The organism is Nocardia sp. NPDC049220 (genome assembly GCF_040647855.1).
In the GTDB taxonomy this organism is placed as follows: domain Bacteria; phylum Actinomycetota; class Actinomycetes; order Mycobacteriales; family Mycobacteriaceae; genus Nocardia.
Map to the genome: position 1 here is coordinate 400,666 of NZ_JBEZDA010000003.1, position 24,816 is coordinate 425,481.

At 65.7% G+C, this 24,816-nt stretch carries 24 protein-coding genes, 1 tRNA gene and 1 pseudogene; 14 read left to right on the forward strand and 12 right to left on the reverse strand.

All coding sequences use genetic code 11. The features are described 5' to 3' along the window. The first annotated feature begins 1 nt into the window (after nt 1). Complete coding sequence (locus tag AB0C34_RS13400) at nt 2-2,173, forward strand: acetate--CoA ligase family protein (RefSeq protein WP_357070963.1); 2,172 nt, start codon at nt 2-4, stop codon at nt 2,171-2,173. Next, complete coding sequence (locus tag AB0C34_RS13405) at nt 2,166-2,966, forward strand: crotonase/enoyl-CoA hydratase family protein (RefSeq protein ID WP_357070966.1); 801 nt, start codon at nt 2,166-2,168, stop codon at nt 2,964-2,966. Before AB0C34_RS13400 ends, AB0C34_RS13405 begins: the two co-directional genes overlap by 8 nt. A gap of 127 nt (nt 2,967-3,093) precedes the next feature. Here AB0C34_RS13405 and AB0C34_RS13410 read toward each other — a convergent pair whose 3' ends face one another. From AB0C34_RS13410 to AB0C34_RS13425, 4 genes are all read right to left on the reverse strand, one after another. Next, nucleotides 3,094-3,486 carry a rhodanese-like domain-containing protein gene (locus tag AB0C34_RS13410; RefSeq protein ID WP_357070969.1) on the reverse strand — a complete coding sequence of 131 codons (393 nt, stop codon included), beginning with the start codon at nt 3,484-3,486 and terminating at the stop codon, nt 3,094-3,096. 91 nt (nt 3,487-3,577) lie between these two features. Continuing rightward, nucleotides 3,578-4,096 carry a cysteine dioxygenase family protein gene (locus tag AB0C34_RS13415; protein WP_357071364.1) on the reverse strand — a complete coding sequence of 173 codons (519 nt, stop codon included), beginning with the start codon at nt 4,094-4,096 and terminating at the stop codon, nt 3,578-3,580. Between the two features lie 345 nt (nt 4,097-4,441). Beyond that, nucleotides 4,442-5,728: an amidohydrolase family protein gene (locus tag AB0C34_RS13420; RefSeq protein ID WP_357070972.1), complete on the reverse strand. Its 1,287-nt coding sequence runs from the start codon at nt 5,726-5,728 to the stop codon at nt 4,442-4,444. Next, a complete protein-coding gene (locus AB0C34_RS13425) occupies nt 5,725-6,861 on the reverse strand; it encodes an aminotransferase class V-fold PLP-dependent enzyme (RefSeq protein ID WP_357070975.1) in 1,137 nt (378 codons plus the stop codon). The genes AB0C34_RS13420 and AB0C34_RS13425 overlap by 4 nt, the downstream gene beginning before the upstream one ends. A 183-nt stretch (nt 6,862-7,044) precedes the next feature. Between AB0C34_RS13425 and AB0C34_RS13430 the strand changes: the two genes are divergently transcribed. The 8 genes from AB0C34_RS13430 to AB0C34_RS13465 all read left to right on the forward strand — a co-directional run bounded on the left by AB0C34_RS13430 (nt 7,045) and on the right by AB0C34_RS13465 (nt 14,598). Then, entirely contained in the window at nt 7,045-7,287 is a 243-nt protein-coding gene (locus AB0C34_RS13430) for a DUF3311 domain-containing protein (RefSeq protein ID WP_357070979.1), read from the forward strand. A gap of 9 nt (nt 7,288-7,296) precedes the next feature. Continuing rightward, nucleotides 7,297-8,802 (forward strand): sodium:solute symporter family protein, encoded by a 1,506-nt coding sequence (locus tag AB0C34_RS13435; RefSeq protein ID WP_357070982.1) that lies wholly within the window; start codon nt 7,297-7,299, stop codon nt 8,800-8,802. 85 nt (nt 8,803-8,887) lie between these two features. Then, complete coding sequence (locus AB0C34_RS13440; RefSeq protein ID WP_357070984.1) at nt 8,888-9,424, forward strand: XRE family transcriptional regulator; 537 nt, start codon at nt 8,888-8,890, stop codon at nt 9,422-9,424. A gap of 77 nt (nt 9,425-9,501) precedes the next feature. Beyond that, nucleotides 9,502-10,275: a cyclase family protein gene (locus tag AB0C34_RS13445; RefSeq protein WP_357070987.1), complete on the forward strand. Its 774-nt coding sequence runs from the start codon at nt 9,502-9,504 to the stop codon at nt 10,273-10,275. A gap of 14 nt (nt 10,276-10,289) precedes the next feature. Then, on the forward strand, nt 10,290-11,927 hold the full coding sequence (locus tag AB0C34_RS13450; RefSeq protein ID WP_357071369.1) for a thiamine pyrophosphate-binding protein: 1,638 nt from the start codon (nt 10,290-10,292) through the stop codon (nt 11,925-11,927). 39 nt (nt 11,928-11,966) lie between these two features. Next, on the forward strand, nt 11,967-12,323 hold the full coding sequence (locus AB0C34_RS13455; RefSeq protein ID WP_357070990.1) for a hypothetical protein: 357 nt from the start codon (nt 11,967-11,969) through the stop codon (nt 12,321-12,323). 532 nt (nt 12,324-12,855) lie between these two features. Continuing rightward, nucleotides 12,856-13,602 carry an NAD(P)H-binding protein gene (locus AB0C34_RS13460; RefSeq protein WP_357070993.1) on the forward strand — a complete coding sequence of 249 codons (747 nt, stop codon included), beginning with the start codon at nt 12,856-12,858 and terminating at the stop codon, nt 13,600-13,602. Nucleotides 13,603-14,424: 822 nt separating this feature from the next. Further along, the gene (locus AB0C34_RS13465) at nt 14,425-14,598 is read left to right on the forward strand and encodes a hypothetical protein (protein WP_357070996.1); all 174 of its coding nucleotides are present in this window, start codon (nt 14,425-14,427) and stop codon (nt 14,596-14,598) included. A gap of 179 nt (nt 14,599-14,777) precedes the next feature. Here AB0C34_RS13465 and AB0C34_RS13470 read toward each other — a convergent pair. The 3 genes and pseudogenes from AB0C34_RS13470 to AB0C34_RS13480 form a co-directional block, all read right to left on the reverse strand. Continuing rightward, nucleotides 14,778-15,320, reverse strand: a pseudogene (locus AB0C34_RS13470) (GNAT family N-acetyltransferase); the annotation flags it as partial. Nucleotides 15,321-15,988: 668 nt separating this feature from the next. Next, complete coding sequence (locus AB0C34_RS13475) at nt 15,989-16,597, reverse strand: hypothetical protein (RefSeq protein WP_357070999.1); 609 nt, start codon at nt 16,595-16,597, stop codon at nt 15,989-15,991. A gap of 46 nt (nt 16,598-16,643) precedes the next feature. Further along, nucleotides 16,644-16,979 carry a hypothetical protein gene (locus AB0C34_RS13480; RefSeq protein WP_357071002.1) on the reverse strand — a complete coding sequence of 112 codons (336 nt, stop codon included), beginning with the start codon at nt 16,977-16,979 and terminating at the stop codon, nt 16,644-16,646. 730 nt (nt 16,980-17,709) lie between these two features. Between AB0C34_RS13480 and AB0C34_RS13485 the strand changes: the two genes are divergently transcribed. Further along, entirely contained in the window at nt 17,710-17,859 is a 150-nt protein-coding gene (locus AB0C34_RS13485; protein WP_357071005.1) for a hypothetical protein, read from the forward strand. Nucleotides 17,860-17,910: 51 nt separating this feature from the next. On the opposite strand, the gene AB0C34_RS13490 is transcribed toward AB0C34_RS13485, so the two are convergent. The 4 genes from AB0C34_RS13490 to AB0C34_RS13505 form a co-directional block, all read right to left on the reverse strand. Next, a tRNA-Arg gene (locus tag AB0C34_RS13490) sits at nt 17,911-17,983 on the reverse strand. A 133-nt stretch (nt 17,984-18,116) separates the two neighbouring features. Continuing rightward, nucleotides 18,117-18,920 carry a DUF1542 domain-containing protein gene (locus tag AB0C34_RS13495; RefSeq protein WP_357071008.1) on the reverse strand — a complete coding sequence of 268 codons (804 nt, stop codon included), beginning with the start codon at nt 18,918-18,920 and terminating at the stop codon, nt 18,117-18,119. 78 nt (nt 18,921-18,998) lie between these two features. After that, a complete protein-coding gene (locus tag AB0C34_RS13500; RefSeq protein WP_357071011.1) occupies nt 18,999-19,160 on the reverse strand; it encodes a hypothetical protein in 162 nt (53 codons plus the stop codon). Between the two features lie 174 nt (nt 19,161-19,334). Further along, the gene (locus AB0C34_RS13505; RefSeq protein ID WP_357071014.1) at nt 19,335-20,477 is read right to left on the reverse strand and encodes an acyl-CoA dehydrogenase family protein; all 1,143 of its coding nucleotides are present in this window, start codon (nt 20,475-20,477) and stop codon (nt 19,335-19,337) included. Nucleotides 20,478-20,802: 325 nt separating this feature from the next. Between AB0C34_RS13505 and AB0C34_RS13510 the strand changes: the two genes are divergently transcribed. Next, entirely contained in the window at nt 20,803-21,198 is a 396-nt protein-coding gene (locus AB0C34_RS13510) for a metalloregulator ArsR/SmtB family transcription factor (RefSeq protein ID WP_357071017.1), read from the forward strand. Between the two features lie 32 nt (nt 21,199-21,230). On the opposite strand, the gene AB0C34_RS13515 is transcribed toward AB0C34_RS13510, so the two are convergent. Beyond that, complete coding sequence (locus AB0C34_RS13515; RefSeq protein ID WP_357071394.1) at nt 21,231-21,386, reverse strand: hypothetical protein; 156 nt, start codon at nt 21,384-21,386, stop codon at nt 21,231-21,233. Between AB0C34_RS13515 and AB0C34_RS13520 the strand changes: the two genes are divergently transcribed. Together AB0C34_RS13520 and AB0C34_RS13525 are read left to right on the forward strand one after the other, a co-directional pair. After that, nucleotides 21,345-22,280, forward strand: coding sequence for a cation diffusion facilitator family transporter (locus AB0C34_RS13520; RefSeq protein WP_357071373.1), 936 nt, complete (start codon nt 21,345-21,347; stop codon nt 22,278-22,280). The two genes, AB0C34_RS13515 and AB0C34_RS13520, sit on opposite strands and share 42 nt — an antisense overlap. An 894-nt stretch (nt 22,281-23,174) precedes the next feature. Then, nucleotides 23,175-24,815, forward strand: a complete 1,641-nt coding sequence (locus AB0C34_RS13525; RefSeq protein WP_357071020.1) for a long-chain fatty acid--CoA ligase — start codon at nt 23,175-23,177, stop codon at nt 24,813-24,815. Nucleotide 24,816: the final 1 nt, after the last annotated feature.

The following is a 24,816-nucleotide window of genomic DNA, read 5'->3' on the forward strand; positions in this document are numbered from 1 at the left end:
CATGACCAGCATCGCCGAGCGCGGATTCAGGCGCGACACCTCCACTCGCACCGCATTGGAGCGGCTGTTCGACCCTCATTCCATCGCTATCGTCGGCGCGTCAACCAATGTGGCCAAGCGAGGGTTTCACGCCATTCGCGCTCTCCAGCAATCGGGCTACGCCCATCCCATCTACCCGATCAACCCGACCGCAACGCAGATCCTCGGCCTCGATGTGTACTCGTCGATCGATCGGCTTCCCTACGGTGTCGACGTCGCGCTCATCGCTCTGCCTGCGGCCGCCGTTCCCGACACGCTGCGTCGATGCTCCGCCGCCGGCATCGCCGGAGCTGTCGTGCTGGCCAACGGTTTCGGCGAACTCGGGGACGCCGGCGCCGAACTCGCCGCCGCGCTGTCGGCGGTGATCGCGGAAACCGGCATCAGGGTCATCGGCCCCAATACTTCGGGCCTGATCAACGTCTCCTCGGGTGCGAATCTTGTTGGACTCCAGGGTGTTCCGCGCGGCCCGATCAGTGTGATCACGCAGAGCGGGAACATGCTGCTCTCGCTGGTCAACGACAATCGCGCGATCAGCGGCCCCGGTTTCCACGCCTATGTGGGGCTGGGCAACCAGGCCGACGTCCGCTACGACGAATGCCTCACCGAACTGGCCGGCCACCCGGGCACCGGCGTGGTGGCGATTCATTCCGAGGGATTCATCGACGGCCGATCGTTCCTGGTCGCCGCCGCACGCGCGGTACTGGACACGCCGGTCGCCGTGCTGCGCGGCGGACGTTCGGAAGTCGGCCGCCGCGCGGCGCGCTCGCACACCGGCTCGATCGCCGGGTCGGACGCGGTGGCGGCGGCCGTACTGCGGCAGGCAGGAGTGGAACTGATCGACCGCTCGGACGAACTCGCGGTCGTCGCAGGTGCCCTCGCCACCTGCGCTCCGATCGCCCAGGGGGGCAAAGTCGCGATACTCAGTGATGGCGGCGGCCACGCGACGCTGGCCGCCGATGCCCTTGCCGCTCGCGGCATCGAACTGGCCGGGCTCTGCGCGCAGACTCGGCTGCGGCTACGACAACTGCTCGGCGACGCCGCCGCGGTGACCGATCCGGTGGATGTGGCGGGCGCTACCGACACCGACCCGATGGTGTTCGTCGACGCCGCCGAGGCGCTCATGCGTGATCCCGAGGTCGGTCTAGTGCTGATCATCGGCCTCTACGGCGGCTACCACCTGCGATTCGACCCCGGGTTACGTGAGATCGAGGACGCTGCGGCCGTCCACCTGCTCGAGCTCGTCGCCGAACGCGGTGTCCCCCTGCTGATCCAGAGCTGTTACGCCGGCGCCGAGATCGCCAACCACGATCGCCTGCGGGCAGGTGGCGTCCCGGTGCTCGGTTCGATCGATCACGCCGTGCGAGTAGTGGTCGCGTTGGAGCGGCGCGGCCGCAGGGTGGTCGATGCTCCACAGCGCTCCTCGCTGGTCCTGCCGCTTCCCGCCCCACCGATCCCAGGCTCGGGACTTCTCGATGAACCGACCGCACGGCGGGTGGTCGAGGCAGCCGGATTCGACATCGGCGCTTGGACTTTCGCGGGTACCGTCGCGGAGGTCGTCGCGGCCGTCGCCGACTATCAACGGCCCTGTGCGCTGAAGGTCGTTTCGGCGCAGGTGATCCACAAGTCCGACGTCGGCGGGGTCCGGCTCGGCGTGGTGGCCGCCGACGCGGCTCGACATGCCCAGGCGATCATCGATTCCGTTCGAACCCACGTGCCCGATGCCCATATCGACGGAATCATCGTCGCCCCGATGGCCGACGCCGGGGTCGAACTACTCGTCGGTGCGACGCGCGATCCGATCTTCGGACCGGTGGTGGCCTTCGGCAGCGGCGGAGTGCTGGTCGAGGCATTGCAGGATGTCACATTCCGGGCCGCGCCGTTCACCGCGCTGGAGGCGCACGAGATGATCGGCGAGACGATTGCCTCCCGCATGCTCGACGGTTACCGCCATCTCCCTGCGGTGGACCGCGATGAGCTGGCCCGATTGCTTGTCCGCGTCGGCGATTTCGTGGCCGAGCACCCGGAGATAGTCGAACTCGATCTCAATCCGGTCATCGCCTCCAGGTCCGGAACGGCTCCGGTCGATATCCGGATCGTATTGTCAGGGGAAACCCCTGGAGGTGGCCGTGAATGAACCGATCCTGATCGACCGCAGCGGTGACGTCGTCGTGTGGACGCTGAACAATCCGGCGGCTCGCAACCCGATCTCCGAAGCCGACACCATCGCCGCCATCGAGGACGCGGTGATCGCAGCCAACCGGGACCACGGTCTGCGGGCGGCGATTCTCACCGGCGCCGGGTCGGCGTTCTCTTCCGGCGGCAACGTCAAACACATGCGCGATCGGGCCGGAATGTTCGGCGGCACACCGGCGCAGCTGCGTCAGGGGTACCGACACGGCATCCAGCGCATTCCGAAAGCCCTGTACCACTGCGAGATTCCCACCATCGCCGCGGTCAACGGACCGGCCATCGGCGCGGGTTGCGATCTGGCGCTGATGTGCGATATGCGTATCGCCGCCAGCACCGCGGTATTCGCCGAGAGCTTCATCAAGGTCGGCATCATTCCCGGTGACGGCGGCGCCTGGCTGCTGCCGAGGGCGATCGGCATGGTCAGAGCCTGTGAGATGGCCTTCACCGGTGAACCGATCGACGCGCAGACCGCGCTCGATTGGGGCATGGTCTCCCAGGTCGTCGAACCCGACGCCCTGCTCGATGCGGCCCACCGGCTCGCCGCCCGGGTGTCCGCCAACCCACCGCACGTGCTGCGAATGACCAAGCGGCTGCTGCGCGAGGGGCAGCGGCAGAGTCTGGAAAGTCTCTTGGAACTGTCCGCGGCGATGCAGGCGATCGCACATCACACCGACGATCACCGCGAGGCAGTCGCGGCCATGCTGGACCGAAGACCGCCCGACTTCACCGGCCGATGAGCCGAGGGCCACTGCCGGCCCACAGCGACACGCTGGCGACTTCTGCGCGAAGTCGACCTGCACGGACCTGGCGACGACAGCTGACGAGACGAAGGCCGGTGTGGCAACCCCGCGCGGCCGAGCCCGACTACGGCACTGCGGGCGAGCCGCCCGCCACTACCGGCAATCCGGCCGCCTGCCAGGCTCGGAACCCCCCGATGAGGTCGGTGGCGTGCCGGAGCCCGATACGGCGAGCGTCGGCGGCGGCGAGACTCGACGCATAGCCCTCGTTGCACAGGATCACCACTGGCGTATCCGCGGTGAGACCCGGCAGGCGATGGTCGCCGGTGGGATCGAGGCGCCATTCCAGCACAATCCGCTCCACTACCACGGCGCCGGGGATCTCGCCCTCGGCGAGCCGGTTCGCGTGCGGCCGGATGTCGACGACCAGCGCCCCGTCGGCCAACATGGCTGCTGTTTGCTCCGGGTCAACCCGTGTCAGCTGCGCTCGTGCCTGGTTCAGCAACTCTTCGGCACTCATGATTGCTCCTTGTCGGCACTCGACGACGGCGTCCCGTTGACGCGCAGTTCCATCATGCCCGCCACGGCGTAGACCCTGTTCGCTCGCTCGCTCACACGCCGGCGAAATCCGTGAGCGTGCGGTACTCGCGGACCGGACGCAACGGCGGCGAATACGCATGCACCGACGCGGCCGGGCGCGAGTTGTTGTTGCGCAACTGGTGTGCCCGGCCCGGACCGAATGCGACGGAGTTGCCGGCCTGCCATTGCGCCGACTGCACCGATCCACCGGTGTGCAGGTACTGCTCGCCGAGTTCGCCGATGAACACCGTGAACGAGCCGGCGGCGCCACCGTGGTCGTGCGGTTCGGTGCTCTGTCCCGGCGTCCACGACAGCAGCCACAGCTCGACGCCCATGGTCAGCGCCAATCTGGCCCACCAACGCTGCTCGGTGTCGAACTGCACGATATCTCGCAGTGGCGTCGCCAACTCGGTGGCCACCGCACTGGTCAACTCGCGTAGTTCCGTGGGTGACCACAGCGTCCGCTCCGGCCGGACGGCGTCGTGTAACAGCGGTACGTCTACCCCGGGGTGAATGTCTTTGGCGTGCTTGAGATTCACCGGGAGTGACATCGTCACACTGTGCTCCTACGTGATCGTGCGGATAAAACTGGTGCACGGTGGCACCTTGGCGAACCAGCCGCCCGAATTATCCTTCGTCCGATCGCATTCGGCACTACCCACAATCACCGTGAGCAAAACCTGCCCGACAGGTCGCGACTCGGCGTGCGGTCGCCTACTCCTGCACTGGTCTGACATGCGGAAACGGTGCCTTAGCAGAGTGTCCTCGGCGTACTTCTCCAATCTGGGAACTGAGCGGTTCGGAGAACACCGTGATCCGGCCAGTCGTCATCGTGTTCGAACGCTCACCACCGAATTCACGAGCAGTGACCCACCGAGGCGAGGGAATTGCCCTGATCAGTCGGTGCCCGCGGAGGTGTGGCGGCCTGCTCCCCTTTCGAGCTCTCGCCGGATTCGTTCGCGGGCGGCGGAATAGCCGCTGTCGAGGTCGGTTTCGTGTATCTCGTGGCGGCGGCCGGAGGCCATGACGAAACGGGGGTGGTGCAGAGAGGCGATGTTCTGGGTGGGGTCACCGTCGACGGCGATCAGGTCGGCGCTCAGGCCGGACCGCAGCCGCCCAGTGACCTCGTCGAGGCCGCAGACCTCGGCGGCGATGTGGGTGGCGCTCGCGATCGCCTGCCTCGGGGTCATGCCTGCTTCGAGGAAGGTGTCCAGGCAGTCGGCGTACTGTTCGAAGTGCACCAGGGGAATTCCGGCATCGGTCCCAGCGACCACGATCGCGCCGAGTCCGACGAGCTTGCGCAGATTGCCGACAACGGCGTCACGTTCATCCCACGGGCACATGTAGTGCTCGGCGGTGCAGGCGCTGTTCATCGTGGGACTGACGGCGATCCCCCGTTCGACGATCATTCCGGCGATCCGGGGATCGAACTGGGTGCCGTCGGCGGTGACCCAGCCGCAGTGCTCGATGCAATCGACTCCGGCGAGTACAGCGCGTTCGATGCCCTCGATGCCCAGCGCATGTGTGGTGACAGGAAGCCCATGGGTGTGCGCTTCGGTCACGAGCGCGCTGAGTTCGTCGACGGTGTAGCGGGCTTGGGAAGGGTGGCTGCCCGGCGTCATGAACCCGCCGGTGGTCATCACTTTGATCAGGTCCACACCTTGTTCGGCGTGCCGCCGTACCTCCGCTCGGATCTCGTCCACGCCGTCGGCGACGCCACCCATCGATGCGGCGTGGCCTCCGGTGACGGTGATCGGAGCGTTCGCCGCGAGCAGGCGTGGCGTGGCGTGCGGCAAGGTGGTCAGCAGGTCACGCACGTCGGTTCCCAGCGCGCCAGGCGAGCCGAGGTCGCGGGCTGTGGTGACGCCGACATCGAGGAGTCGCCGCGCATTGGTCACCATCCGTCGGCGCAGCGCGTCGTCGTCGGTGGACATTTCGAGGGTGATCTCGCCGGAGGCCGGGTCCTGGCAGAGGTGGATGTGACAGTCGATCAATCCCGGCATCATGGTGGTGTCCCCGAGGTCGATGATCGTCTCGGTGGTGTCGGTGCTGGACGGCGCCGAACTGCGGGGCCCTGCGTAGGTGATGATGCTGCCCTCGACACACACGGCTGCATCGTGGATCAGCGGCGCGTCGGCGTCGGCCAGAAGCCGGGCGGCGACCAGCGTCGTGCGGGTGGTCATGCCTGCCTCCGGTAGTCCTCGATCGCCGCGCACAGCCGGTCGACGTCGTCAGTGGTGTTGTAGTAATGGAAGGAAACCCGGACGATCGATCCGCGCGGAGCGGTGACGATTCGGCGCTCAGCGAGAAACTCGGTCAACGCTTCCGGAACCGCATCGACTATCGCGACCTGCGGGCCGGGCCGGGCGTCGGGTGCGGGCAAGCTCAGGGTTTCGCCCGTCTCGGTCAGCCGGGCGGTGGTTTCGGTGACCAGGCTCTCGACGTGTTTCCATCGGGTGGTCGGGTCGATCTGATCGAGCACCTCGATTCCTGCCCGCGCGGCATACACCGCGGGAACGCCGGGGGTGCCGGACTCGAACCGTCGCGCCTCAACGGGGACGTCGAGGCTGGTCGGATCGAAGTCGAACGGATCGACCCGGCCGAACCACCCCGTCATCCGTGGTGGGTGCTGGTCTTGCACGCCGGACCTGGCGAACAGCACCGCGATCCCGGGAAGGCCGAGCATGTATTTCAAGGTGCCGGTGATCAGGTAATCGCAGTCGATCTCGGTGACATCTACCGGGTAGACGCCCGCGGCCTGGTATGCATCGACCAGAACCCGCGCACCGACAGCACGCGCGTGTTCGGCGATCGCGTTCACCGGCTGCAGGGACCCGTCGGTGTACAGCGCCAGCGGAATCGATACGAGTCGGGTCGAGTCGTCGATCTGCGCGCGGTAGGCCTCGACCACGCCGACTGTGCGCATCGAGTCTTGGCTGACCCACCGCATCTGGCCAGGCGCTGGCCGTTGCGCGTGCAGCGCCTGCCCGACGCTGGGGAACTCCGCACCCATCGACACGATCACGCCGTCGCTGCCGAAGTCGACCGCGGTGGCCACCTGAAACGCGGCATGAGATGCGGAGGGGACGAGGGCGATCTCTGCTGTGTCCGCATGGAGAAAGGCCGCAACCGTGGCGCGCAGGCGCTCGACCTCGGCCATCCACGGTCCCCATGGCGCGCCCTGATCCCGCAGCACGTAGGCCAGTTCGGCCAGCGCGGCGGTGACCCGGGTGGAAATCGCGCCCTGGCTGCACGACGCCAGGTGGGTGGTGTCGACCAAACTGGGGAACTGGGCCCGAAACCGGTGGGGATCCACGGATCGCCTCCATCGTGAAAAACGCAGAACAATGTCAGTCACAGTGAACAGTCGTCACTGTCAATGCGCAAGACTTTCGGGCAAAGATTCTCCCCTCCCTGGCTTGACGATGCGATAAAGGTCACTCAGACTGATGAAAATTCATTTGAAGTGAACATGAATAATGTTCTGACAGGAGTTACCATGTCTCGATCGGTAGCGCCCGAAGCCGGGCGTACGGCGCGCCGGCGCCGGCACTGGCTTCTGCTCGCGATCCCTCCCGTGTGGTGCATCGCGGCGATTCCCCTGGTCAATCGGGTCGACTACATCTTCGGTTCGATTCCTTTCCTGCTGGTATGGATGACGCTCGGTGTGCTGGTCGGGTCGGCCGCGATCGGAGTCATCTACGCCATCGATCGACGCAACGGCGAACTGGATCGGTTCTAGGAGCGCGAGATGGCATTGACTCTTGCCTTCGTGATCGCGGTCGGATCGATCGTGTGGGGCACCGTGGCGGCAGCTCGCGGCAGAACGATGAATATGCAGGAATGGTCTGTCGGTGGCCGACGCTTCGGCACCTGGCTGTTCTGGTTTCTGCTCGTCGGCGAAACGTTCACCACGTTCGCGCTGCTGGGCGCCTCCCAGGCAGTATTCAGCAATGGCGCGCCCGGATACTACGTCCTCGGCACGGTGGTGCTGACAGCGACGGTGGGCTATTGGCTCGTACCCAAAATCTGGCGCGCGGGCAAAAGCCGGGGGCTGGTCACCATGGCGGACTACTTCAGCAGCCGTTTCGACGCGCCATGGTTCGGTGCCCTGATCGCCGTCTTCGGCATCGTCGCGCTGCTGCTCTATACCCAGGTGCAGCTGACCGGACTGAGTCTCATCTTGGCCAGTTTGTTCGGCAGCGGTGTCCCCTCGCTGGTCTACGTTGTGGCCGGAGGTGTTCTGGTCGCCTTGTTCGTGCTGGTCGGGGGCATGCGCAGTGCTGCGTTCACGGCGATCGTCAAGGACATTCTGCTGATCCTGATCCTGCTCGTGATCGCAGTAGGCGCAGCGAATGCGGCCGGTGTCCATGGTCTGCTCGGCATCTTCGACGCGGTGAAACAAACCCACCCCAACGGTGCCACCCTGCCGGGTATCCATGGGGCGGCCGCGACCAACACCTGGTGGTGGATGAGTTTCCTGTTGCTCACCCCGCTCGGCACGTTCGCCCTCCCACATATGTTCCAGGTGTCCTACAGCGCCAAGGATGTGGCGACGATCCGCCGTAATCAGGTGATCCAGCCGCTGTACTCGCTGTTCTACGTCTTGATCGTCATGATCGCGCTCGCCGCGCTGCTCGCGCTGCCGAAGCTGACCGACAAGCAGGCGAACGCGTCACTGCTGATCTTTGTGCGCGAGAAGTATCCGGATTGGGTCATCGGGCTGCTCGGCGGTGCGGGCATCCTCGTCGCACTCGTGCCGACCGCGGTACTCATCCTCACGGCCAGCAGCCTGCTCACCCGTAACATCATCGGGGCGGTATCGCCGCGGTGGGCCTCGTCGCTCACGCTGACCCGGATCGGTGTCCTCGTGTTCACCGCACTGTCGGTACTGCTCGTCGCGCACAGCAATGCCAAACTCCTGAGCATCATGTCCAATGTGTACAGCGCTGTCGGCCAGTTGGCGCCCGCCCTGTTCTTCTCGATGATGTGGCGGCGAGTCACCGCGGTAGGCCTTGCCGCCGGTGCGATTTGCGGCGGCCTGATAGTCGGGGTGCCATCATTGGGCTCGCTCGTCACGTCCGCCCTGCCGCCAGGCACGGTGGTCGGACTCCCCGCACTGGTCGTCAATGTCATCGTCGCAGTAACGGTCAGCCTCGTCACGCGTCCACCGTCGGACCTCGCGGCTGATGTCGGGATAGGGAACAGCGCACCTACCGAGCCGGATGTGGTGATGGCGGACAGCCTGACCCGATGATCCGAGTCGGCACCGTTCTGTCCTGGTCGCCGGGCAAATCCGCCCGGCGATCAGAGCAGGGTACCCGTCGGCAGATAATGTCTCGGTGACCGTGACACGGATCCGTGAGTATCGAAACCTCCGGGGAATGACCGTCCGCCAACTCGCCGACCGCGCCGGGGTTTCCACCGGTCTGATCAGCCAGGTAGAACGCGGTGTCACCGACCCCAGCCTCGAAACCATGCGGCGCATCGCGGAGGTTCTCGACGTCCCCTTGTTCAGCCTGTTCCAGGACGGCGACGACCAGACCGTCGCGGTCATCCGGCACGACGACCGGTACCGGATCTCCTCACCGCACCATGCCATCACTTACACCCGCGCCTCTCCGGGCGGCGCCAAACTCGAAGTTCTCGAAGGTTCGCTCGAACCCGGCGCCGTCTCCTCCGACTCATTGCGCTCGCACCCGTCGGAGGAATGCGTCGTCGTACTCAGCGGACGACTCACCATCGAGGTCGGCGACCAAACCCACCTGATCAAAACCGGTGACAGTTGCTACTTCGACTCGCACATCCCGCACCGGTTCCGCAACGAAGGCAGGACCACCGTCCGCTTCATGATCAGCGTGACACCGCCCAGCTACTGACCTGCCGGCCAACCTCCGCAGGGATCGCTTGCTGGTCGGGTGACCGACCCCAATACGAATATTTTCAGGAGTTACCCATGACCGTGTTGTCCACACTGCAGTCGGCGTTGGCCGGAGGGGCGGTCCAGGTGGTCGATCTGACCGCGCCGTTGGAGGCGTCGACTCCGATTCTGCACCTGCCGGAACCGTTCGCGAACACTATCCCGTTCGGTCTCGAACGGATCAGCACATACGACGAGGTCGGGCCCGCGTGGTGCTGGAACAACATTCACACCGGCGAACACACGGGAACCCACCTGGACGCTCCGACGCATTGGATCACCGGCCGTGACGGCTTGGACGTCGCACAGGCGCCGGTGCAGAACCTGATCGCGCCCGGCGTCGTGATCGATATGACCGAAGAGGTCGAACGCGACGCGGACTTCCTGCTCGAGGTCGGCCATATCGAGCAGTGGATGGAGGAAAACGGGCCGCTCCCCGACGGCGGTTGGTTGTTCTATCGGACCGGATGGGACGCGCGCTCGTCGGATACCGAGTCTTTCCTGAACGTCGATGACAAGGGTTCGCACACGCCCGGCGTCTCGGCCGAATGTGCGAAATGGCTGGCGGAAGAGACCAGTTTGTTCGGCTTCGGTGTCGAAACGGTCGGTACCGACGCCGGCGCGGCAGCCGGGTTCGAGACGCCCTTTCCCTGCCACCACTATCTACTGGGCGCCGGTAAATTCGGCTTGACCCAACTCCAAAACCTGGCAACGCTGCCTGCGACGGGTTTCTTGGTCGTCGTGGCGCCGTTGCCGATCGTCGGGGGCTCGGGCAGCCCGGCGCGGGTCCTTGCCATGATTCAGAGGTGACCTCCGCGAACCACATGACCGTTGCCGACGTCGTCGGACGGACCCTGCAGCGACTCGGTGTCGGAGCCGCTTTCGGAGTCGTCGGAAGCGGCAACTTTCAGGTGACCAATGCCTTGCGATCCGCCGGCGTCGCGTTCTACCCCGCCCGGCACGAGGGCGGAGCCACGACGATGGCCGACGCCTATGCCCGCATGACCGACGGTGTCGCCGTCGTCACGCTGCATCAAGGATGTGGTCTGACCAATGCCATGACCGGCATCGGCGAGGCGGCGAAAAGCCGTACACCGCTGATCGTCCTGGCCGCGGACACGCCCGGCGACGCGGTGCGGTCGAACTTCCGCGTCGCGCAGGATGCTCTCGCGGCAGCCGTCGGCGCCGTCCCGGAACGGGTCTACGGGCCCGCCAGCGCGATCGCCGATACCGTCCGTGCCTTCCGCACGGCACGCGACGGCGGACGATGCGTCGTGCTGAACCTTCCGATCGACATCCAGGCGCTGCCCGCGGCGTGGGACACGCCACCCGTTCCGCCGACACCGCATCCGGTCCGGCCCGCGGATATCGATACGGATCGACTGACCGACCTGCTGCGGAACTCCGAGCGGCCGGTGTTCGTGGCTGGTCGCGGAGCCCGCCGATACGCCGCCGACCTTCGCCTGCTCGCGGCCTCGACGGGCGCCCTCCTGGCTACCTCAGCTGTGGCGAACGGACTGTTTCACGACGATCCCTGGTCGATCGGTATCTCGGGCGGCTTCGCCACACCGCTGGCCGCCGAACTGATCCGAGACGCCGACGTGCTGATCGGATGGGGGTGCGCGCTGAACATGTGGACCATGCGGCACGGTCGACTCATCGGTGACGACACCACCGTCGTTCAAGTCGACAACGATGTCAGCGCCCTCGGCGCGCACCGGAACGTGTCGATCGAGATTCTCGGCGACGTCGGCGAAACCGCGCGCGCGGTAACGGCCGCCTGGAAAAGGGAATCCGCTGAATCGAACCGCTATCGGATCGACGACGTGCGGGCGCGTATCGCCAACGGTGCCCGTTGGACGCAGGTCGCCTTCGATGATCTCTCGACGTCGGATCGCATCGACCCGCGCGTCCTGTCGATCGCGCTGGACCGCATGCTTCCCGAACAGCGTGTCGTGGCCGTCGATTCGGGCAACTTCATGGGTTATCCCAGCGCGTACCTCGCCGTTCCCGACCAATTCGGCTTCTGCTTCACCCAGGCGTTCCAGTCGGTCGGCCTCGGCCTGTCCACCGCCATCGGCGCGGCACTCGCACAGCCGGATCGGCTCGCGATCGCAGCGTTGGGTGACGGTGGTGCGCTGATGGGTTCGTCGGAGTTCGAGACGGTGGTGCGCCTCGGGTTGCCGATGGTCATCGTGGTGTACAACGACAGCGCTTACGGCGCGGAGGTCCACCACTTCGGCGTGGACAACGACCTCGCGACGGTGCGGTTCCCGACCACGGACTTCGCCGCGATGGCTGTGGGCATGGGGTATGAGGCGGCCATTGTGCGCTCGGTCAGCGACCTCGATCGGTTGGAGAAATGGCTGGCTGGGCCACGTGATCGCCCGATCCTGCTGGACGCGCGAATCGCCTCCGACGAGGGAGCGTGGTGGTTGCAGGAGGCCTTCCACAAACATTGAGGAGGCGGGCGGCGTTCCAGGAAGCACAACTGGAAGAGAATGAAAACAATCACCCGCGCCAGCTGGCCGCCCGAAAACGCACCCGCGCAACCCGCCGTGCCCAGCCGCACGGTCCGGCCCGGCGGTGACTTCTGCTGGAGAACACCCCGGACGCCGCTTGCCCGGACGGCCTGCACCTTTCGCAGGTATCGATTGCTGGCCGGTCGCGCAGCGCAACCTCGCTCGCTACTACTTCCCGCACCCGGGGACCGCGAGCTGTTCACCAACTGGAACACCCAGATCCGCGGCTGCGTCGCACGCCTATCAGCACTGGCCGGCACCGACCTCGATGCCCCCGACCTCGCACAGCTCGTAGGCGACCTCCTCTTGAAGAGCGAAGTCTTCGCCCGCCCGTAGGAGCGACGACGTGCGCGCCCGTCGCCCCGAACCCCACCCTCCGCTACCAGTCCATGCAACTCGACGGCCCCCCTGGCCACCGCCTCGTCGTCTACGACACCGACGCAGGAAGCCCCGACCACGACGCCATGGTCCTGCTCGACATGCTCGGCAATCAACACGCCCCGATCCCGAGCCGCCATACCAAGCGCACCCCCTCGTCACAGTGTCCGATCGACGCTAGTGCAATGGTGGTTTCTCTAGTCCTACGAACCACCATTCGACTACCGCCGGCGCTGCTCGGTTGGCGGTCGGAGTAGCAGCGTTCGGTGGTGGGGGAGGGATGCGAGTGCTGGTGGGGGCGGCCGTAACTCGATACTTCAGACCCACTGCGACAGCGTCGCCCGGCTGCGAACCTGGAGTGGTATCGAGGCACATCCCACATTGGTATTAAATGATACTATCACGATCATAACTATTGGGTGAGCTGTCGCGATGGGTGTGGCCTGTTGACCTCCTCCCGCTCGTGCAGCGCCGAGCGGGAGGAGTAGTCATGAAGATCGCAGTTGCCGGTGGTACCGGCGTGGCTGGACGAGTCGTCGTGGAGACACTGCGTGCTCGCGGACATACACCCGTGGTGCTGTCGCGCGGACAGGGTGTCGATCTGGTGAGCGGATCCGGGCTGGACGCCGCGTTGACTGGGGTCGAAGTGGTGATCGACGCCAGCAATGTGACCACCAATCGCAAGTCGGTGGCTGTGGGCTTCTTCGACAAGGCGGGGCGCAATCTCGCCGGCGCGGCCGAGCGCACCGGGGTGCGGCACCTCGTGACGCCGTCGATCGTAGGGGTCGACCGGGTCAAGCTCCCGTACTACTCGGGTAAGTTGCGGCAGGAGGAGATCATCCGGGGTGGGGCGGTGCCGTGGACAATCATGCGGGCGACGCAGTTCCACGAGTTCGTGGGTCAGGTGCTGAGCGGCGTCCCTGGGCCGATCGCAGTGGTGCCGACCGCGCCGGTCCAGCCCATCGCGGTACGGGAGTTAGCCGAAGCCCTCGTCGACCTGGCCCTCGAACCGCCCAGGGGAATGGCCCCCGAACTCGCGGGTCCGCAGGTCGAGTCGCTGGTCGACCTGGCCCGGCGCCTCATCGCCGCAGGCGGCGCGCGCCAACGCCCGGTCGTGCCCCTGTACTTTCCCGGCGGAATGAGAAACGGTGGTTTGCTGCCGACCGGCCCCGGCCCCCGCGGCACCCAGACATTCGCCGACTGGCTCGAGAAGCGAAGCCCGAGGAAGCCCGCATGACGAACGGGCTTCCCTGGCTGGCCTGACCCGTCGAGACTGCCACGGACACTCCGGCACTCGTCAGCAGTATCTTCGTTGATCGCGCTGGGCCCACCAACTCGGCGGGGGTGGGTTCGGCAATGCGTCGCTTTTCGTAGGAATTTCCCCCATTCCGCTCGATTCGAAGGGCTGAGAAGCTTTTCCGGTAGTCGAAGGACCTTCCTGAAGGTTGAAATGACGGACCAGAGCGACAGTGGACACATCCCTATCGACTCGCTCGGCAGGCGGATCTCCGTGCCTGCGTGACAACAGCCGCCGACATCGCAAGCCTTCTCGGCGATGGCGTGGTGTCAGGAGGATCGAGTGGGCGATACAGGATCGGAGGCCGGGCGGCGTGAGAACTGGGTTGTGCTGGTCGATCCGCGGTGGCGGTCGCCGCTGCGTCGGATGTGCCGCCGTCATCGATGATTGTGGGTGCCTGGAAGCTGAATAAGCGGCGCGGCGACAGCACACCGACCCCGCATTTGTCACGCAACGGGCGTAGGTCCGGGTCACGGCGGCGGTCGGGGGGATCGGTGTCTGGGGACTGTGGCGGATCGGTCGATTGCCAGGGCGGTGTGGTCGATGGGTTGCGGCTGCGCGAATCGTCTTGTTCGAGGCGGCGACCCTGGCCCCGGGTGAATGTCATGGTCTGCCCGGTAGAACGATCCCCGTTCTCGGCCGACGTGCCGACGTGCCGACGGCGCGACGGTCGGCGTCGCCGACTTTCATGCCGAATCGGTAGCCGCTCTCGGGTACGACACTGAATATGGAGCGAATGACATTGCAAGACACGGAGATTAGATGAGCGACGGATGGATGGTACTCGGGTGGGTGATCGTGATCGGTCTGCCTTCGGCGGTCGTGCTCGCGGTTACCCTGTGGCCGGAACGCATTCCGGAGGATCGCTCGGTCGAGACGATGCGGCGGCGCACCGAGGACGAAGACGGTCTGCCCACACACCATGCTGCCCAGTAGTATCGAATCGCAACGTCGGACTGAGCAGTCGACAGCCCTGGAATCGATCAAACATCGTGAAGGGCAATCGGTTACCTGTGCGTCGCGGGTTGGTCGCCCGCGTAGCGACAAGGGTCTTTCTCCATACCGAGGCGAATAACCATCACCAGTCGAAGGATCGCCGGCTGGAAGGGAGCCGTTCACGAGACAGGCCCACCCGATCCCGAGGAGTTCGAAAGGTCCACGCACTGGACTCGTCGGGAGATACCGGAAGGGCCGTCGGTTACGGTTGAGACGCGCAGGTCGCGCAGCCTTTGGATGGGGCGGTTGAGCGAAGTTGGCTTCGGTGGTGACGACCGTCGCTGCTCCGGCGGCGGCTTCGTTGCCCGAACCTCTCCCGCAGCGAAATTGAAGAATGCGCTGTCGCGGTGCGCGCAGCGTATCGGCTCGACGCAGCACGCACCGATTTCGCTAGCGCGTACTCTCTGCCTACCCGACCGGGGTTGCAGATCGTTCCAACGCCTGCCACATCGGGTTTGAGTCCCGTAGTCGTCTCGGCACTTGGCGTGTATGCCGAACCGCGAGAAATGCCTGGTCCGAAGTTCGACCACCAATGCGTGGGCCACGCCCGAACGGCGTGCCTCGGAGGCCACGCACAGGTGCGACAACATGGCCTGGTTGTTTCGGGGAAGCCGGAACAGTGCATAGCTCACAGGTCGACCATCGATCTTCGCGGCCCACCAGGACGCCTCGGTACGCGGCCTCCCAGAACGCGCCTGCCGGCATCATTTCCAGTGTTTGGCTGTACCGATTGCCCAACCTGATGAGCTCATCGACCACCGGATCGCCCGGCGGTCCTTCGCCAACCCAGAGCACGCGCATAAAACGATCACTCTACCGTTAACCGCCGAAGCCGAGTGATATTCAACTCTGCGCCAACGTGTCTCGCATGGGCTCGCCGCCGGGGGCTATGGCGATGGTGTCTTGGGAGTTGCGTGCACGTCTCCCGGGCGCAACAACCGTAACAGGGGCGGCGGAAGTCGGAGTTTTGCGGCGGAGGCGGTGATCGCTTCCCGGAGGTAGGGATACACCGCCATTACGCCGACTCGTTGAACGAATTCGGGGAGTACCGAATCTGGGAACGTGACCGATCGGCCGAAGTCGTATCGTGCGGCGGCGTCGCACACGTACTCGCCTCCGCCGCCGCTGACTCGGCACAGACAACGAACATCGATTCCGGTGCTTGTGGTTCGGACAGAGATTTCTATGTCGGTCGAATCGCCGGGTTCCTTCGCCGGGCTCGACGCAGTGCGTTTGCCGGTCACCTCAAAGAATACGATGTCGACGAGTTCGGCGATGTCGACGAGCTCGGCGATAGTGTCGACCTGAATCGGAGTTTCGGCGGTTTCGGTCACTGTGCGAGAGTCCAGGGTTCGAATTGCGCGGGGTCGACCGAGGGCTCGACCTGTGCGAACCGGGTCGAGTTGGCGATATACCCGATCTCTGAAAATGCCAGGGCATCAGCGGTTCTTGGGCAGTTCCGGTTGGAAAGCCACACGTCGATCTGAGCGAGTGTTTCGAGCGGGGGGTGGCCGATGGAATCATGTTCGAGTCCACGCGCTGCCAGCCACGTGTTTACATCGCGCCACAGCCACAAGCCACCTGCTGCGAGATTGGTCGGTGTGGGAAAGGGGTGATTCCCGCATCGTTCGCCACGCACCCAATTGCCGACTGCTTGGCGAGTGACCTCGGCGCGGTCGGCGATATCTTGTCTGGTGACAAGATCTGCATAGGCGCGCACAACGTCTATGCCTGCGGCTTCGAGGACGCGTGCAGCGTGTACACCGGCCGTGTATGCCGAGGTTCCAGGGGTGGTGACAGTCATCAAGGTCAGTTCGCCGTGGCGTTCCATGACGCAATCGAGGTGTTCCTCGACGCCTTCGACTCTCGGGTCGAAGGCGTCGGTGATGCCTTCGACAACGAACATGAACTCGAAGTTCGCGACATCGTGCGCCGTCATGCCCAAATGATGCCTGCTACCTGCTGTGTTGTCAAATGTAAACAGCCTAACGCATCAGGTCGTGCTGATCAGGGCAGCGCTTTGCTGCCCGTCTGATGCGTTTGGCTGCGACGTCGGCGTCCCGCACCGTGCCACCGATGGTGATGAACCTACCGTCGGGTCCGCACGGGCAGTACAGCGCGATCTTGTGTCCTTGGCGCCGGATGCGGAACCCGCGCTCCTCGACCAGTTCTGTGACCACTGCGTAGATCGATTTCTCGATCTCCTTGCGGATCTGATGTGGCGGGATCTCTTCCCAGCCGTCGTTCGTCACTACCGTCCGCTCCGGGTTGTTCGAGGGGGCTGCGAAACGCTTCAGGAGGGGCAAGCGTCGATCGGCCATCTTATGGGATCAAGCTTCGTGCCCGGGCAAGTTGCGCCGCGCGGATAACTGCATACACGGCAACAGTTTTCGACGATCGGGCACGGCAGCCACGATCTTCGCCGGGCCGTTGCTGCGCCCACCGGGCTTTGCCGCACCGTGGACCCTCCCAAACAGCGACTCGCTAAGCGGCGCTTTTGTCGGAGTAGTTCAAGATCCGGCCGAGACCACAAGGGCGGCGTGTCCGATGGCTCGTCGTTGCTGGATCAGATCGTGCCCGACGGTGTCGGCATGCTCACCGGGCGCCGCACCGGACCACTGTTCCTCATCAACCGGAAAGCGAAACCACATGTGGCCGTGGCCGATAGACCCAGGAACACATCGTGCGCGGCTGCCCTACCGACGCGCGGCCGAACTGTTCGACCACTACACCGCAGAGATGGTCGGCGCGCCGTTCACGCTGCACCACTTGCGGCACTCCCGCCTGACTCACACCGCCGAAGACGGCGCGTTCACGCCAATGCCGATGACCTTTCTCCGGGCATTCCTCGGTGCGGTGAGCGGGCCGCGCGGGAGCCAGCCGCTGAGTGGGTCCTGCCGGAGGTGCCGGGCAGTGTCTGCTCGACATGCCGGAGGCAGGCCGGTTCGCCGTCCTGACCAGGCGCTCGACAGACCTGAACCATGGTCTAACCGCTGATAACTCCGGCATACCGCCGCGTCACTGGCGATCCGGGCCGGAGCGTCCATCACGGTGCTTCAACGGATGCTCGGCCACTCGTCCGTAGCTCTCATGCTGGAGCGATACGGGCATCTGTTCGAAGACGAGTTCGATGGGGTGTGGCGGATCGGTTGGATGCCCGTCACTCGGCGGAATGTAGTCAGGATGTCGTTACGGGCCTGAAGTTGGTCGAGTGAGCGGGGCGGCGCGAGTCTCTGACCTGAATTGATGCTGTGCCCTCGGCAGGATTCGAACCTGCGACACCCGCTTTAGGAGAGCGGTGCTCTATCCCCTGAGCTACGAAGGCTGGTCTTGGTGGGCATCTCGGCCTACCCGGGACGTTCGGCAGTCTACCGGGTCGAGGGCGAACAGACCTCATCGTTGCACCGGAAAATTGGGCAGTACCAGGTCAGGCGGGGTGCTCTGGGCGATCGTCGTTGCTAGAACCCGCCGTCGAAACCCCCACCGCTGTCGAATCCGCCGCCGCCATCGAATCCACTCCCACCGTTGTATCCACCGGAGTCACCGCCCTGGTCGTACCCGGCGTCGCCTGCGTCCTGACCTCCGTCGTCGCCGGCGTTCAGCCCGTCTTGATACCCCTCCCCGTATCCGCTTTCGAACCCCTGCGCGCCGTACGCCACCCCGGACATCCCGGAGAACAGCGACGTGAACAGCAGTGCCGAGCCGAAGCCCCAGGCGCCGCCGACCAGGGCGGGCCGCCACCACGGCTCGGAATACCATCCTGCGGGCACCGGTCGTCCGGCGACTCTGCCGCCGGGATAGTAATTCGGAGTCGCCGCCGATGGCTCCGGCGAGGCGCCGATCTGCCTGCCGTCGTATTCGACGACGCGTTTCTCGCTGACCTGTCCGGCGGTGTCCTGGCCGTCGAGCGGCGCGACCGCGGGACCAGGGTCCATATCCATCGCGGTGCGTGCCGCCCTGATGTAGTAGAGCCCTTCCAGCGCAGTCTGCTTCGCCAACCGCGCTTGTGCGGGGGTGCGTGCCTGATCGAGTTGCGAACCCGCCGCGATATGCCGTTCGGACGCGTCGGCCAAGGCTTGGGTCGCCGGGGGGTTGCTGCCGGTGAGGCTGTAGACCTGGCCGCCGAGTCGCTCGTTCACCTGCCGAGCGTCGGCGAGCGCGTCCGCCAGTGCGGTGGCCGCGCGTTGTTTGCCGCGTGTGGCTTGCCATACCAGCAAGGCGACGAGAACCACGAGAACCACGACGATCAGCACCCACAACATGGTGTACCTCTTCCACTGCCTGGACGGATCAAGGCCAGTTTACTGATCGCTTGCTGATAGCAGGCTGAGGGCGGATGGTCAGGCCGCGGTTGCGGGCGCCTGCGCCTCGTCGTAGTCGGTCGGATCGAAAGTCCTTGTCTTCCATCGGTAGAGCGCGGTGGCGCCGGGCCAGTTGTTGGTGATCCGGCCTGCCGCATTCCGGTACCAGTTCGAGCAGAAATTCCACGGTGTCCCGTTCAACCGCTGCCGCAGCCAGTCATCCCGGCTCCGCTCCGTGGCGCCGCGCGAGTCCGCCGAAACCGGCTCCGATAATGATGATGGACGGCGTCGTCATCCCCCGAGCGTAAGTCGCGAATCCGCAGGTCCGAAGATATTCCCGGTCAAGTAATCGGTATTTTCGGCCACGCTGGACGACTACTGTCCGGCCAGCTGGCGCGCGATGACCAGGCGTTGGATCTGGTTGGTGCCCTCGAAGATCTGCATGACTTTGGCCTCGCGCATATAGCGCTCGACCGGGAAGTCCTGGGTGTAGCCGTAACCGCCGAAAACCTGGACCGCATCGGTGGTGACCTTCATGGCGGCGTCGGTCGCGACGAGCTTGGCGACGCTGGCCTGGCGTGCGTAGGGTAGGCCGGCATCGCGGCGGCGGGCTGCGTCGAGATAGGTGGCGCGAGCGGAGTCGACGGCCGCGGCCATATCGGCCAGGACGAAGCCCAGGCCCTGGTGATCGATGATGTGACGGCCGAATGCCTCGCGTTCCTTGGCGTAGCCGACCGCCTCGTCCAGGGCGCGTTGCGCCAGACCGGTGGCGACCGCGGCGATACCGAGCCGGCCGGAGTCCAAGGCACTGAAGGCGATCGACAGACCTTGTCCTTCCGCGCCGATCAGTCGCTCGCTGGGCAGGAACGCGTCGTCGTAGGCGGCGGTGGTGGTCGGCACCGCGCGCAGGCCCATCTTCTCCTCGGGCTTGCCGAAGACGAGACCTTCGGTGTCGCTCGGAACCAGAAAGCAGGAGATACCGCGCGAGCCGTCGCCAGTACGGGCGAACAGGGTGTAGAAGTCGGCGCGGCCGCCGTTGGTGATCCAGGCCTTCGCCCCGTTGATTCGGTAGCCGCCCTCGACGGGAGTCGCCCGGCAACGCAGTGCGGCGGCGTCGGAGCCCGCGTGCGGTTCGGAAAGGCTGTAGGCGCCGATGGTTTCGCCGGAGAGCAGGTCGGCCAGCCAGCGCTGCTTCTGCTCGTCGGTGCCGAAGGTGAACAGCGGATGGCACGACAGACTGTGCACACTGACCGCGACCGCGACGGCGGCCCAGCGGGCGGCGAGTTCCTCGAGTACTTGCAGATACACCTCGTAGGGTTGGGCGCCGCCGCCGAATTCCTCCGGGTATGGCAGGCTCAGCAGCCCGGCCGCGCCGAGCGCCGGAAAGACGCCGACGGGGAACGTCCCGGTCTTCTCGCAGTCGACCACCCGCGGCTCGAGCACCTTGTCGGCGATGTCCCGGGTCAGCTCGAGCAGATCCCTGGCCTCGGGGGTGGGCAGGATTCGGTCCACTGGCATGTCGTCTACTCCGCGGGTCGTTCGGTGTGCTTCGTGATTCACAGTAAACCGCGCGGGATCCGGAGCCCGGTTTCCTGCTGTCGGCGGCGCAGAAGTGATACGAGTCGTAGTCAACCGGTTCGGCGACAGTCGCCGTTGGCGTTCGATCGCGACAAAGCCGTGCCTCGCGATCCGACCCGGCCGGCCGGGACCAGGTGGGTAACTGAATCGCGACCCGCTCGAGCACACTCACCCATGTGTGTCTGTGTGGGTGTCGCCGCTACGCCGATCCGGAGTGGGTGCGACGGTCTGGTGTCCAGCACATGCACTGCACTATTATCTGCGTATGAATGCAGATAGCCAGGAAATCCGACCTCCGCTCGCCGAAGATCAGGTCGGGCTGGTTGTCGAGGTCTTCCGGATGCTGGCCGATCACACTCGCGTGCAGCTGCTGTGGGCCCTGGTCGACCGCGAACTATCGGTGAACGACCTGGCCGAGCAGGTCGGCAAGCCCGCCTCCTCGGTGTCGCAGCATCTGGCGAAACTCCGGATGGCGCGACTGGTGAACACCCGTCGCTCAGGTACCACGATCTTCTACCGCCTGGAGAACGAGCACGTCCGGCAGTTGGTGGTGGACGCGGTGTGGAATGCCGAGCACGCCGGACCCGGCGTGCCCCCGCATCATCGCGGCGATGCCGCGGTCCGGGAACTTTCCCGCCGAGCCCGAACGGATGTCCGATGAGCTGCGCGAAACATGATGCCCGAGGGCGTGATTCACGCGTAATGCCGGTGCATTCGCACGAACACGGTCTTGTCCGTGGCCATCAACACAAACACCGGCACCACCCGCACGCTGGACACCGCCACGCACACGAACACCCGGTCGGCCTGCGCGGAGTCATTCGGGAGATCTTCGTTCCGCACAGCCACGATGCCGCCGACAGCGTGGATGATGCGCTGGAGAGCAGCGCGATCGGTATCCGCACGGTCAAGATCAGCCTGGTCGTCCTCGGTATTACCGCGTTGCTCCAAGTGCTGGTCGTCGCCGCGTCCGGCTCGGTGGCGCTCGCGGCCGACACTATCCACAACTTCTCCGACGCGCTGACCGCGGTCCCGCTGTGGATCGCGTTCGCGCTCGGTCGCCGGGACGCGACCCGCCGCTACACCTACGGATTCGGCAGGGCCGAGGATCTGGCGGGGTTGTTCGTCGTCGCCACGATCGCCCTTTCCGCGCTGATCGCGGGGTATCAGGCGGTGCGCCGGCTGATCGATCCGGTACCCATCGACCATCTCGGCTGGGTAGCCGTCGCGGGTGCGATCGGGTTCCTCGGCAACGAGACCGTTGCGTTGTATCGGATTCGGGTCGGGCGGCGAATCGGCTCGGCCGCGCTGGTCGCCGACGGCTTGCATGCGCGGACCGACGGGTTCGCGTCGCTGGCCGTGCTGCTCGGCGCGGGGGGTGTGGCTCTCGGGTTCCCGCTGGCCGACCCGATCGTCGGCCTGCTGATCACTGTCGCGATTCTCGCAGTGCTGCGCACCGCGGCGCGAGATGTGCTGCGCAGACTGATGGACGCGGTCGAACCGGGGCTGGTCGCCACGGCCGAACGGGCACTGGCCGCCGAGCCTGGCGTGCAGGGCGTGCGCAGCCTGCGGATGCGCTGGATCGGACACCGTCTGCACGCCGATGTCGAACTCGATGTCGCGCCGACGATCACGCTCGCGGACGCGCACCGGGTCGCGCATGACGCCGAGCACACGCTCACCCATGTCGTGCCCAAATTGAACACCGCGGTAGTCCACGCCTATCCGGCGCACACCGGGTGAGCGCGGGGACCGAGTCGATCCCGAGGACTTCCGCCGTGGTGTGCGTGGTGTCCGCGCCCTGTCCCCGGCCGCCGACGTGTACGTCAGACCAGTGGATGTGCTGGAGCGATGAGATCGCCGAACGCGGCTCCGAAGCCCGGCCGATCGCGCTGAACTCGGCGCAACGGCTGTCGCGCCGATGCCCGATAGTGCCCCAGAGCAGAAACCGACTGTATGTGGGTGGCTACTGATTCGAATCGCTGGGCGGGCAGCTCGACTGGAATCGGTCATGATGGCCGGGCGGGCGATGATCGCCGATTGTGACGAGCCGATGGCTCAGTTGGTCACCGGTGTTCCGACATCGGCGACGTGTCGACCAGCGGAAAGTGAGGGCAACTGCCGTCTGATTCGATGTGCGAGGCGATTTCCGGTCAGCCCTGCCGTCGCGCCTACTGTTGGGTAGCATCGCCGCTGTGATGTGGCTCATGGTCGGTGCGTACTGAACCATGCTGGCGCGCGTCCCGAACTTCCCGAAGCTTTCCCCTCTGGTGCGACGAAGCCACATTCGCGAGGATCTGCACTCGGTCGCGGCCGTCGGCGCCGAGGTCGAACCGGCCGAGGCCGGCCTGCCGGGCATCGCCGCCGCCCGAGCTGTCGAAACGAATGACGCCTCGGCCCCTCTCGGTACCTCGATAGCGCTACCCCGGGGACTGTCGCGCTTGTACGCGCACACCGTCGCCGGGGTCGATCCTGTGCGGTCGCGGTCACACGCCCTGCTCACCGGCGGTGGACCGATTAGGTATGCCGGGGTGACCGCTGCGGCGGGGTGCGCTCCGGGACATGTCGGAGGCCTCGAAGCTGACCGATCCAGACTTGGCTTTCCGAGGGGAAGTCATTGAAGAAAAAGGAGTTCCGATGTTGAGCACAATGCAGGACGAGCCGTTGTCGTTGGCCACGTTGCTGCGCTACGCATCGACGTTCGTCGGTGATTCCACCGTCTCGACCTGGACCGGTTCCGGCGTGCGCACCATGACCTACCGTGAAGTCGGCGCCGAGTCGGCGCGGCTGGCGCACGCGTTGCGCGGGCTGGGGATCGGCGTCGGCGATCGGGTCGGCACATTCATGTGGAACAACAACGAGCACGTGGTCGCCTACATCGCGGTGCCCGCCATGGGTGCGGTACTGCATGCGCTGAATATCCGGCTGTTCCCGGACCAGGTCGTGTACGTAGCCAACCATGCCGAGGACCAGGTCGTGCTGGTGGACGGCACGCTGGTGCCGCTGTTCGCTCAGCTGCTGCCGAACATGAAGACGGTCCGCCACGTCATCGTGGTCAACGGCGACGCGTCGACACTGACCGCGCCGCAGGGCGTGCAGGTGCACTCCTACACCGAACTGCTTGCCGCGCAGCCGGATACCTACGACTTCCCGGTGATCGACGAGCGATCCGCCGCGGCGATGTGTTACACCTCGGGCACCACCGGCGACCCGAAAGGTGTGGTGTACTCGCACCGCTCCAACTGGCTGCACGCGATGCAGGTCGGGTCGCCCAGCGGCATGTGTCTGTTCGGTACCGACTCCATCCTGACCATCGTGCCGCTGTTCCACGCGAACGCGTGGGGCTTGCCGTACGCGGCGCTGATGTCGGGGGCGAACCTGCTCATGCCGGACCGCTTCTTGCAGCCGGGTCCGTTGCTCGAGTTCATGGCCGCGCAGAAGCCGTCCTTCGCCGCCGCTGTGCCCACCATCTGGGGCGGCGTGCTGGCGGGACTGGACGCCAATCCGCAGGACATCTCGCATCTGCGGTCGGTCGTCGTCGGTGGCTCGGCCGTTCCGCCGTCGATGATGCGCGCCTTCGACGACAAGCACAATGTACGGGTGCTGCACGCGTGGGGCATGACCGAGACCTCGCCGCTGGGCAGCGTCGCGCATCCACCAACGACCGCGCTCACCGAGGAAGACGTGTGGGCCTATCGAATGACCCAGGGCCGATTCCCGGCCGGGGTGCAGGCCCGCCTGGTCGCCGACGACGGCAGTGTGGTCCCCAACGACGGTGCGTCGCTCGGTGAGGTGGAAGTACGCGGTCCGTGGATCACCGGCTCCTACTACTCGCCCGATGGCGCTGCGGTCGACGCGGAGAAGTTCGACAACGGTTGGCTGCGCACCGGCGATGTCGGCAGGATCAGCCAGGACGGCTACCTCACCTTGGTGGACCGCTCCAAGGACGTGATCAAGTCCGGCGGTGAGTGGATTTCGTCGGTCGATCTGGAGAATGCCGTCATGGGGCACCCCGCAGTCGCCGAGGCGGTGGTGATCGGCGTGCCGGACGAGAAGTGGGACGAGCGGCCGCTCGCGGCGATCGTGCTCGTCGAGGGCGCCGAGGCGAAACCCGAAGAGCTGCGGGAGTTCCTGGCCGGCAAGTTCGCGAAATGGCAGCTACCGGAACGCTGGACGTTCATCGCGGAGGCCCCGAAGACCAGCGTCGGAAAGTTCGACAAGAAGCGACTGCGCACCCAGTACGCCGAAGGCGCCCTCGACGTCACCACGCTCGCCTGAG

Excerpts from the sequence above, each read along its gene's own strand:
- AB0C34_RS13455 (WP_357070990.1), top strand. The coding sequence starts at position 11,967 with ATGAAAACAATCACCCGCGCCAGCTGGCCGCCCGAAAACGCACCCGCG.
- AB0C34_RS13475 (WP_357070999.1), bottom strand. The coding sequence starts at position 16,597 with ATGACGGCGCACGATGTCGCGAACTTCGAGTTCATGTTCGTTGTCGAA.
- AB0C34_RS13460 (WP_357070993.1), top strand. The coding sequence starts at position 12,856 with ATGAAGATCGCAGTTGCCGGTGGTACCGGCGTGGCTGGACGAGTCGTC.
- AB0C34_RS13480 (WP_357071002.1), bottom strand. The coding sequence starts at position 16,979 with ATGGCCGATCGACGCTTGCCCCTCCTGAAGCGTTTCGCAGCCCCCTCG.
- AB0C34_RS13435 (WP_357070982.1), top strand. The coding sequence starts at position 7,297 with ATGGCATTGACTCTTGCCTTCGTGATCGCGGTCGGATCGATCGTGTGG.
- AB0C34_RS13505 (WP_357071014.1), bottom strand. The coding sequence starts at position 20,477 with ATGCCAGTGGACCGAATCCTGCCCACCCCCGAGGCCAGGGATCTGCTC.
- AB0C34_RS13400 (WP_357070963.1), top strand. The coding sequence starts at position 2 with ATGACCAGCATCGCCGAGCGCGGATTCAGGCGCGACACCTCCACTCGC.
- AB0C34_RS13445 (WP_357070987.1), top strand. The coding sequence starts at position 9,502 with ATGACCGTGTTGTCCACACTGCAGTCGGCGTTGGCCGGAGGGGCGGTC.
- AB0C34_RS13430 (WP_357070979.1), top strand. The coding sequence starts at position 7,045 with ATGTCTCGATCGGTAGCGCCCGAAGCCGGGCGTACGGCGCGCCGGCGC.
- AB0C34_RS13415 (WP_357071364.1), bottom strand. The coding sequence starts at position 4,096 with ATGTCACTCCCGGTGAATCTCAAGCACGCCAAAGACATTCACCCCGGG.
- AB0C34_RS13525 (WP_357071020.1), top strand. The coding sequence starts at position 23,175 with ATGTTGAGCACAATGCAGGACGAGCCGTTGTCGTTGGCCACGTTGCTG.
- AB0C34_RS13410 (WP_357070969.1), bottom strand. The coding sequence starts at position 3,486 with ATGAGTGCCGAAGAGTTGCTGAACCAGGCACGAGCGCAGCTGACACGG.
- AB0C34_RS13420 (WP_357070972.1), bottom strand. The coding sequence starts at position 5,728 with ATGACCACCCGCACGACGCTGGTCGCCGCCCGGCTTCTGGCCGACGCC.
- AB0C34_RS13510 (WP_357071017.1), top strand. The coding sequence starts at position 20,803 with ATGAATGCAGATAGCCAGGAAATCCGACCTCCGCTCGCCGAAGATCAG.
- AB0C34_RS13495 (WP_357071008.1), bottom strand. The coding sequence starts at position 18,920 with ATGTTGTGGGTGCTGATCGTCGTGGTTCTCGTGGTTCTCGTCGCCTTG.
- AB0C34_RS13450 (WP_357071369.1), top strand. The coding sequence starts at position 10,290 with ATGACCGTTGCCGACGTCGTCGGACGGACCCTGCAGCGACTCGGTGTC.
- AB0C34_RS13465 (WP_357070996.1), top strand. The coding sequence starts at position 14,425 with ATGAGCGACGGATGGATGGTACTCGGGTGGGTGATCGTGATCGGTCTG.